6 protein-coding genes are annotated in these 9,305 nt (G+C 71.1%); 1 reads left to right on the top strand and 5 read right to left on the bottom strand.

From position 1 onward, the window contains the following. Positions 1-31 precede the first annotated feature (31 nt). Positions 32-2,155, bottom strand: coding sequence for a DNA gyrase/topoisomerase IV subunit B (locus DVH02_RS00695; protein ID WP_114621683.1), 2,124 nt, complete (start codon positions 2,153-2,155; stop codon positions 32-34). A gap of 465 nt (positions 2,156-2,620) precedes the next feature. On the opposite strand from DVH02_RS00695, the gene DVH02_RS00700 reads away from it, so the two are divergent. Beyond that, positions 2,621-2,851 carry a DUF7455 domain-containing protein gene (locus tag DVH02_RS00700; protein ID WP_030350144.1) on the top strand — a complete coding sequence of 77 codons (231 nt, stop codon included), beginning with the start codon at positions 2,621-2,623 and terminating at the stop codon, positions 2,849-2,851. Between the two features lie 147 nt (positions 2,852-2,998). Here the strand turns inward: DVH02_RS00700 and DVH02_RS00705 are convergent, their stop codons facing one another. The 4 genes from DVH02_RS00705 to DVH02_RS00720 all read right to left on the bottom strand — a co-directional run bounded on the left by DVH02_RS00705 (position 2,999) and on the right by DVH02_RS00720 (position 9,148). Then, the gene (locus DVH02_RS00705; protein ID WP_114621684.1) at positions 2,999-3,847 is read right to left on the bottom strand and encodes a S1 family peptidase; all 849 of its coding nucleotides are present in this window, start codon (positions 3,845-3,847) and stop codon (positions 2,999-3,001) included. Positions 3,848-4,237: 390 nt separating this feature from the next. Beyond that, positions 4,238-5,788 (bottom strand): RNA polymerase sigma factor, encoded by a 1,551-nt coding sequence (locus tag DVH02_RS00710; protein ID WP_114621695.1) that lies wholly within the window; start codon positions 5,786-5,788, stop codon positions 4,238-4,240. A gap of 344 nt (positions 5,789-6,132) precedes the next feature. Beyond that, entirely contained in the window at positions 6,133-7,020 is an 888-nt protein-coding gene (locus tag DVH02_RS00715) for a FadR/GntR family transcriptional regulator (protein ID WP_199566115.1), read from the bottom strand. A 160-nt stretch (positions 7,021-7,180) separates the two neighbouring features. Next, positions 7,181-9,148: an ATP-binding cassette domain-containing protein gene (locus DVH02_RS00720; protein WP_114621686.1), complete on the bottom strand. Its 1,968-nt coding sequence runs from the start codon at positions 9,146-9,148 to the stop codon at positions 7,181-7,183. Positions 9,149-9,305 lie beyond the last annotated feature (157 nt).

Raw genomic sequence — 9,305 nt, forward strand, 5'->3', positions numbered from 1 at the left:
ATGCCCGGGTAGCCGGGCATCCGTCGGCATCTCAGGCGTCGATGCGGGAGCGGTCGAGCGTCGCCGCCGAGCTGGTGATGAACTCCTTGCGCGGCGCCACCTCGTTGCCCATCAGCAGATCGAAGACCTGCTCGGACGATTCCAGGTCACCGATGTTGATGCGGCGCAGGGTGCGGTACCGCGGGTCCATCGTGGTCTCCGCGAGCTGGTCGGCGTCCATCTCACCGAGGCCCTTGTAACGCTGGATGGAGTCCTTGAAGCGGATGTTCTTGCGCTGGTACTCCAGCAGCGTGCGGCGCAGCTCGTTGTCCGAGTACGTGTACACGTACTTGTCCTGGCCCTTCTTGGGCTGCACCAGCTCGATGCGGTGCAGCGGCGGCACCGCGGCGAAGACCCGGCCCGCTTCCACCATCGGCCGCATGTAGCGCTGGAAGAGCGTGAGCAGCAGGATCCGGATGTGGGCGCCGTCGACGTCGGCGTCGACCAGGAGCACGATCTTGCCGTAGCGGGCCGCGTCGATGTCGAACGTGCGGCCCGAGCCCGCCCCTATGACCTGGATGATCGCGCCGCACTCGGCGTTCTTGAGCATGTCGGAGACAGAGGCCTTCTGCACGTTGAGGATCTTGCCCCGGATCGGCAGGAGCGCCTGGAACTCGCTGTTGCGGGCGAGCTTGGCCGTACCGAGCGCCGAGTCCCCCTCCACGATGAACAGCTCGCTGCGCTCCACGTCGTCGCTGCGGCAGTCGGCCAGCTTGGCGGGGAGCGAGGAGGACTCCAGCGCCGTCTTCCTGCGCTGCGCGTCCTTGTGCTGGCGGGCCGCGATCCGGGTGCGGGCGGCGGCGACGGCCTTCTCCAGCACGGCGCGGGCCTGCGCCTTGGCGTCGCGCTTCGTCGACGTCAGGAACCCCTTCAGCTCCTTGGCGACGACATTGGCGACGATCCGGTTGGCCGCCGAGGTACCGAGGACCTCCTTGGTCTGGCCCTCGAACTGCGGCTCGGCGAGGCGCACCGTGACCACGGCGGTGAGGCCCTCCAGGGCGTCGTCCTTGACGACGTCGTCCTCGGCGACGCGCAGCATCTTGGCCGAGCGCAGTACCTCGTTGACCGTCTTGGTCAGCGACCGTTCGAATCCGCTCACGTGCGTGCCGCCCTTGGGGGTGGCGATGATGTTGACGAACGACCTGACCGTCGTGTCGTATCCGGTGCCCCAGCGCAGGGCGACATCGACGCCCAGTTCGCGGGTGACCTCGGTCGGGGTCATGTGGCCCCGGTCGTCGAGGACCGGCACGGTCTCCTTGAAGATGCCCTGCCCGGTGAGGCGCACCACGTCGCAGACCGCCTTGTCCTGCGCCAGGTACTCGCAGAACTCGCTGATGCCGCCGTCGAACCGGAAGGTCTCCTCGACCGGGCCGCCCTCGTTCTCCCCGGCGGCGCGTTCGTCCCGGACGACGATGGTCAGTCCGGGGACCAGGAAGGCGGTCTGGCGGGCGCGCTGGTGGAGCGTCTCCAGGGAGAGCCTGGCGTCCTTGAGGAAGATCTGCCGGTCGGCCCAGTAGCGCACGCGGGTGCCGGTGCGGGTCTTGGGCACCCGCTTGGCCTTGCGCAGTCCGTTCGCCGGGTCGAAGGGGCTGTCGGGGCCCTGCTCGGTGAACATGCCGGGGACCCCGCGCCGGAAGCTGATCGCGTGGGTGGAGCTGTTGCGGTCCACCTCGACGTCCAGCCGGGCGGAGAGCGCGTTCACGACGGAGGCGCCCACCCCGTGCAGACCGCCCGAGGCGGCGTACGAGCCGCCGCCGAACTTCCCGCCGGCGTGCAGCTTGGTCATCACGACCTCGACACCCGAGAGACCGGTCTTGGGCTCGACGTCGACGGGGATGCCCCGGCCGTTGTCCTTGACCTCGACCGAGCCGTCCTCGTGGAGAGTGACGTCGATGTGGTCGCAGTAGCCGCCCAGGGCCTCGTCGACGGAGTTGTCGATGATCTCCCAGAGGCAGTGCATCAGACCGCGGCTGTCGGTCGAGCCGATGTACATTCCGGGGCGCTTGCGGACCGCTTCGAGTCCCTCAAGGACGAGCAGGTGCCGCGCGGTGTAGTTGGAGCCGTCACGGTCTGCTGTCAGCAGCGCTGTGGACGGCACGGACGTATCGGCGGTCACGCGGTTCGCTCCTCGCTGAATTTGAGATGTGGCCCCGTGGGGTAAAGGCCCGGCGTCTGTCACCGGTCAGAGGGTACAGATGCCTGGTAGAGCCGTTGTCACGCCACCCTCGCCCTCTTCCCATGCTAGTCCAAGGTCGCATAGGTGTTCGATCCTTCGATGGAGTGAAGCACACATCACGTTCCCTTCCAGGCATGAACCATTTAGGCTCCGGGCACGTCCTCATCAACAACCGGCAAGCCAGCCGGACGAGGGCACCCCCGACAAGCAACGCAAGCGACGTCAAGAAACGCGAACCCCGTAGAGCGAAGCCCAGCGAAGCAATACGGCTCATTCGCCGCCAACCGTCGGCACCCGGCCGCCACGGAAGAAAAGTTTCGAGGAAAAGCCGCGAGCGGGAACGTTTTCGGCCTGGTTGGATGTTGACCCTGGTACGACAGCTCGTCGAGCTAGAGAAGAGGCGACGTGACTACTGTTCTGACCCCCGCGAGCCCGCTGACCGCGGCTGACCGCTGCGACCGGTGCGGCGCCCAGGCATATCTGCGCGTCCTCCTGTCCAGCGGTGGTGAACTGCTCTTCTGCGCCCACCACGGTCGCAAGTTCGAGCCGGAACTCAAGAAGATCGCCGCGGAAATACAGGATGAGACCGACCGACTGACGGCCGTACCGGCCGGCGGTGGTGAAGAGGAACACTAGGCACCTCGCATCCACGACGAGCCAAGGGCCGGCCCTCGCGACCGGCCGACGGGCGACCAACCCCGCACCGCGGGGTGGCCGCCCGTTCTCGTACGTACCCACAGGGCGCGCGCCCGGCCCGTCGCCAGGCGCCGGCGCCCTCGTGGCTCAGCCCCGGACGCGCGTCCCGGACGCCTCGGCGACGAGGCGCAGCCCCGTGGTCACCCGCGTGTAGACACCGGGGCTGTCGCCGCGTCCGCAGCCGCTCCCCCAGGACACCAGCCCGATGAGCCGCCCCTGGGCCACCAGCGGCCCGCCGCTGTCGCCCTGGCAGGCGTCGTGGCCGCCCGCCGGGTCGCCCGCGCAGAGCATCGTGGCGGCCTCGTAGCGGTCCCCCGAGCCCCCCGGGTACGCACGGGCGCACTCCTCGTCCGGCAGGACCGTCACGGGCGCGGAGCGCAGCGCCGTGGCGTACCGGCCGTCGCCCGAGGTGTCGCCCCAGCCGTAGACCGCCGCGGCCGAGCCCGGCGCGGCGGCGGGATCGCCGGGCTCCGCCGGCTGGATCACGTACCCCCCGGGGAGCGACTTCGCCAGAGTGAGTACGGCCAGATCCGGACCGTCACCGCCCGGCCGGTAGCCGGGGTCCACCTGTACGGACCGTACGAGGACCTCGCGCCCGTCGCCGCCACGCAGCCGCTCACGGCCCGCGATGACCCGCAGGTCCCGCACCTCGCCCGCGGGTGCTCCGAGGGCGTCCTCGCCCATGCAGTGGGCCGCGGTCAGCACTTTCGTCGGCGCCACCACCACGCCCCCGCAGAACTGGCCGGCCCGGGACGTGCCGAACCGGTCGCGGCTCGACAGCGCGACGACCCACGGGCTGTCGGCCGACTTCACGGGCCGGCCGCCGATGATCACCCGGTCGGCGGAAGCGGGGCCGGCCGCCGCGAGCGGCAGCACGGCGCCGGCCGCGATCACCGCCAGCCCGCCGGACAGCACTCGGGCAAGGGAACGACGCATACAGGATCCTGACTCTCCGGTGAACAAAGGCCTACCCAGAGTCATTCAACCGGCTCGTTCCCGCACACCGGCGCACAGACGCGAAGACCCGGAGCCTGGTGGCGTTCCGGGTCTTCGTACACACGTCCGCGCGCCCCTCCGTACCGGCGAAACCGGCAGCAGGGGCGCGCGTCGGCGAGCGGCTCGACCTCTAGGGCCTCTCGTTTGGATCATGCCGAGCTCGCGAGCCCTGGCACCGCGCCTCGCCGCGTTGTCGTCAGTCATCCCCAAGGTCTCGGCTTCGCTCGACCAGGGGAGACCCCATCCGCTCCGCGTGGGCTCCCTCCTCCGCCTCGCGATCCACGGCACCAGACCCCGCTCCCTCATCCGGCCTGATCCAAACGAAAGACCCTAGTCGAGGTAGTCGCGCAGGACCTGCGAGCGCGACGGGTGGCGCAGCTTCGACATCGTCTTGGACTCGATCTGGCGGATGCGCTCACGCGTCACGCCGTAGACCTTGCCGATCTCGTCCAGCGTCTTGGGCTGGCCGTCGGTGAGACCGAAGCGCATGGAGACCACGCCCGCCTCCCGCTCGGAGAGGGTGTCGAGCACCGAGTGCAGCTGCTCCTGGAGGAGCGTGAAGCTCACCGCGTCGGCGGGCACGACCGCCTCGGAGTCCTCGATGAGGTCTCCGAACTCGCTGTCGCCGTCCTCGCCCAGCGGCGTGTGCAGCGAGATCGGCTCGCGTCCGTACTTCTGGACCTCGATGACCTTCTCGGGGGTCATGTCGAGTTCCTTGGCCAGCTCCTCCGGGGTGGGCTCGCGGCCCAGGTCCTGGAGCATCTGACGCTGCACGCGCGCGAGCTTGTTGATGACCTCGACCATGTGCACCGGGATACGGATGGTGCGGGCCTGGTCGGCCATGGCGCGGGTGATCGCCTGACGGATCCACCAGGTGGCGTACGTGGAGAACTTGTAGCCCTTGGTGTAGTCGAACTTCTCGACGGCGCGGATCAGACCGAGGTTGCCCTCCTGGATCAGGTCCAGGAAGAGCATGCCGCGGCCGGTGTAGCGCTTGGCCAGCGAGACCACGAGCCGGAGGTTGGCCTCCAGCAGGTGGTTCTTGGCGCGGCGGCCGTCCTCGGCGATGATCTCCAGCTCGCGTTTGAGCTTGGGGGCCAGCTTGTCGGAGTTGGCGAGCTTGTCCTCGGCGAAGAGACCGGCCTCGATGCGCTTGGCCAGCTCGACCTCCTGCTCGGCGTTGAGGAGCGGGACCTTGCCGATCTGCTTGAGGTAGTCCTTGACCGGGTCGGCGGTGGCACCGGCGACGGCGACCTGCTGCGCGGGCGCGTCGTCCTCGTCGTCGTCGGAGAGGACGAAGCCCTTGTTCTCGCCCTCGGTCTCCTCCTCCTCGCCCTTGCCGGCCTGGATCTCCTCGGTCGGCTCCTCGCCGTCGGCCTCGTCCGCGTCCTTCTTGCCCGCGGCCTTCTTGGTGGTCGCCTTCTTGGCCGTGGTCTTCTTGACCGCGGCCTTCTTGGCGACGGTCTTCTTCGCGGCGGCCTTCTTGGCCGGAGCGAGGGACTCGTCGGCCCCCGCGTCCGCGCTCTGCGCCGCCGGGGCGGCGGTGGCGGCCGCGACGGTCCTGGTCGTCGTGGTCGTCTTGGCCGCGACGGTCTTGGTGGCGGTGCGCTTGACCGGGCTCTTCGCTGCGACGCTCTTGCGGGTGCGCTTCGGCGACTCCGCGGCACTGACCATCAGCGTCACACCCTCTTCCTCGAGGATCTGGTTGAGGCTGCGCAGAACGTTCTTCCACTGGGTTGGCGGAATCTGGTCGGCCTCGAAGGCGCGACGCACGTCATCGCCGGCGATCTGCCCATCAGCCTTTCCCCGCTCGATGAGCGCCATCACAGACTCGGACTCGGCGATCTCCGGCGGGAGGGTACGGGATGTGCTGGCCGACACGAACAACCTCTCGGAACGATGGAAACGGCTTCCGGCCCCGCCCATGATCGGGCCGGAGCCGACGACCGTCGGCTGGGGATGTGCCGACGGCGCGGGCTTGCGCCTCGGAGCTGAATACAGCGCCACGGCGTGGCGTTCGTATTCCTTCCTCGGCAGTCACCTCTTAGGTCATCGCACTGTCTCCAGGAGTGTTACGCCCAATCCACGTGGCCCGAGTCACACCCCAATCGCGACAAGTGGCCAGAAGCGGGATTTAAGGCATCACCCTCGCGTCGCCGGACCCCGGGGCCCGGCGACACACGACGCGTACTTCCCCGTACGCCCCGGCCCGGGATCATGTGCTCTCAGTGCTCGCGCGGCGCCGGAACGACGCGCTCCACCTCCGGCTGGACCATGAGCAACTGACGCATGGCCGACTCCGCGGCGGCTCCGTCGCCGGAACCCAGCGCGTCGACGATCCGCGCGTGGTGACCGAGCGAGGTCTCGGTCGGACGGTCGCATCCGCTGATCGGACCGCCCGAGACCTGGAGGGCGGCCGAGACGATCCCCGAAAGGTGTTCGAGCATCCGGTTGCCCGCGAGCTGGATCAGCAGGGAGTGATATTCGGCGTCGGCGCGCGCGAAGGTGATCGAGTCGCCCTGCGCGAGCGCGTGGCCCATGATCCCCACCATCTCGGAAAGGCGCTGCTGGACATCCGTCCGGCCGTGGCCGGAGGCCAGCCGCGCGGCGAGGGGCTCGATCGTCCAGCGCAGCTCGCTCAGCTCACGGCGCTGGTCGTCGCGCTGCGGCCCGAACGCACGCCATTCGATGATGTCGGGGTCCAGCAGATTCCAGTCGCTCACCGGGCGGACGCGGGTGCCGACATTGGGCCTGGCGCTCACGAGCCCCTTGGCCTCGAGAACGCGCAGCGACTCCCGCACCACCGTGCGGGAGACCTCGAAGCGCTGGCCGATCTCCTCGGGAACGAGCGGACGGTCGGCGCCCAGGTCGCCGGAGACGATCATCTGTCCGAGCTGCTGGACGAGTTGGCCGTGCAGCCCGCGGCCACGGCTGCCGGCCGAGCGCCGGCCCACGCGGCCCAGATCGGTATCGGCGCCGTCCCAGACGGGGGCGGTCACGCGATCGGCGCCGGGCGCCTCCGCGTAGGGGTAACGGTCGAGTCCACCCGGTTCGGCGAGGCCGGACTCGACGGAGCGGGCGGCGGTCATCATGGTGTGCGCAAGGGTACTCACGCATCCTTTGTCGGCGTTGATTCCACCACCCTTGAGGTCTTTGGTGAAAAGCACACGAAAGGGTGATCGGCGTCCGCCCTTCGATTGACGCCTTATCGGAAAGAAGCGGGCGCTGTCGGGGGAGTTGCGGACACTGCGGCACGGTCCGGTCGTTCCGTGGTCACCAACGGGCCCTCCGGCGAAGGCCGGTGAGCAGATACGCGCAGAGCAGGACCGACAGCGACAACGTGAGCGCCGCGGCCACCGGCTGGGCGGCCAGCCGGATCATGGCCATCAGCCAGTGGTCCGCCTGCCGGGGCCACTGCAGCCAGGCCAGCTCCCGCAGCCGGTCCGGAAGTCCGACCACCGAACGCACGGACGGTCCGGCGAGGGCCTTCTGTACGAGGGGGCCGACCAGGGTCGGTACGGCGACGACGGCGGCCATGCCGGCGATCGTGATCCGGAAGACCCCGGCGCCCAGCAGCCCGGCCCAGGCGCAGCCGACGGCCAGCCCGGCCCAACCGAGGGCCGGCGCTGCCCAGTTGTCCGGCACGGGCGCGGCGGCGGCCCCGTACACCAGGCGCAGGGCCCCGGCGTCGGCCAGGGCCGAGAGGGCGGCGAGGAGCAGGGCGACGCCGCCCGTGACGGCCAGTTTGGCGAGGAGCAGCCCGAGGCGGCGCGGGACGGTGCCCCGCGCCCCGGCGAGCGCGGGATAGCGGTACTCGTCGCCGAAGGAGAGCGCGCCGAGCAGTCCCGCCCCGAGCGCCGCCGGAGGCAGCGGCAGGACCGCGGGCCAGGCCGCCAGCAGCGCGGGCAGCGGGGTGGTGCCGGTACGGGCGAGGGGGACGGCGAGGGCCACGGAGGCGACGAGGACGGCGGCGACGATCAGCGGCGCGCTCCGCACCCCGAACATGCGGCGCAGCTCGTAGCGCACCGGCCGGAGCGGGCTGCGGACCGGCCGTGACGGCAGGGGCGGCGGCAGCGGCGCGGAGCCGCCGCGCGGCCCGCGCGCGGCGGCAGCCTCGGGGGCGTGCGCGGGGCCGGGCACCCGGACGACGTCCGCGCCGGAAGCGGCGTCAGCGGCAGGGGTGGCGGTGACAGGGGTGGCGGCAGCGGCGTCCGGCCCGCGCGTCGCCGAGGGAGCTACGGCGCCACGGGCGCCGCCCCGAGCGGGAGCGACAGGAGCGTGGACGGCCTCCGCACCGGGGGCGGTCGCGGCGGCGGGCACGGCCGCGGCGGGGGCAGAGGCGGCGGGCACGGGCGCGGCGGGGCCCGCGTCGCCGACCTCGTCGGCGAGCCGGTGCACCAGTACGCCGTGCCGGAAGGCGGTCTCACCGATCTCGGGGCAGCTGCTGCCGTACACGGTCAGCAGACTGCCCGCGTCCTCCCTGGCGACCACCTCGACGGAGCGGCGGCTCGCGCGCGCCTCGCGGTTCAGCGCGTCCGCGAGACGGGCCGCGTGCGGGGTCCTGACGGCGACGCGGGGGCGCAGCCGGGTACGGGCGAAGGCGGACACGTGCTGGTCGGCGACGAGGCGGCCGCGGTCGATGGTGACGACGCGGTCCGCCGTCCTGGCCGCCTCCTTGGCGTCGGCGGTGGTGTAGAGAACAGTGCCGCCGTGCCCGGCGTGGGCGCGCAGCAGCCCGTACAGCCAGCTGTTCTCCCGGGGGGAGAGACCGGCCGAGGGGGCGTCGAGCAGCAGGGTGTGCGGGTCGCCCAGCAGGGCGGAGGCGAGCCCCAGCCTGCGGTCCATGCCGAGCGAGAGGGAGCCGAGGCGCTCGTCGCGCAGCGCGCCGAGGCCGACGACCTCGATGAGTTCGTCGGCGCGGGAGACGGGGACGCCCGCAGCGGCGCAGAGCATCCGGAGCTGGCCCCGGACGGTACGTGCGGGGTGCCCCGGCACATCGCCGAGGAGCACCCCGATCTCGCGGGCGGGGTGGGCGATGCGGTGGAGCGGACGGCCGCGGAAGCAGGTGACCCCACGCCCCGGTTCGAGTTCGAGCATCAGCCGCAGCGCGGTGGTCTTCCCGGCCCCCGGGGCGCCGAGCAGCGCGGTGACACAGCCCGGCGGGGCCTCGAAGGTCAGATCGTCCACGGCCGGTGTGAGGTCGCGGCGGGGAGCGCTGGTCAATCCGATGGCCTGGAGCATCGCTATCTCTCGCGGGGAGGTGAGACCGCTCGGCGGCGGAGCGGGTACCGCAGCAAGATAACGCTATATGTCCGACTTGCCAGGTAAGGCGTCGCCCGGGTGTCCGATCCGGGGGGGCTCCCCCTCCCCCTCCCCGCCCCCCCGGATCGGACACCCG

The organism is Streptomyces corynorhini, from assembly GCF_003346515.1.
GTDB lineage: Bacteria > Actinomycetota > Actinomycetes > Streptomycetales > Streptomycetaceae > Streptomyces > Streptomyces corynorhini.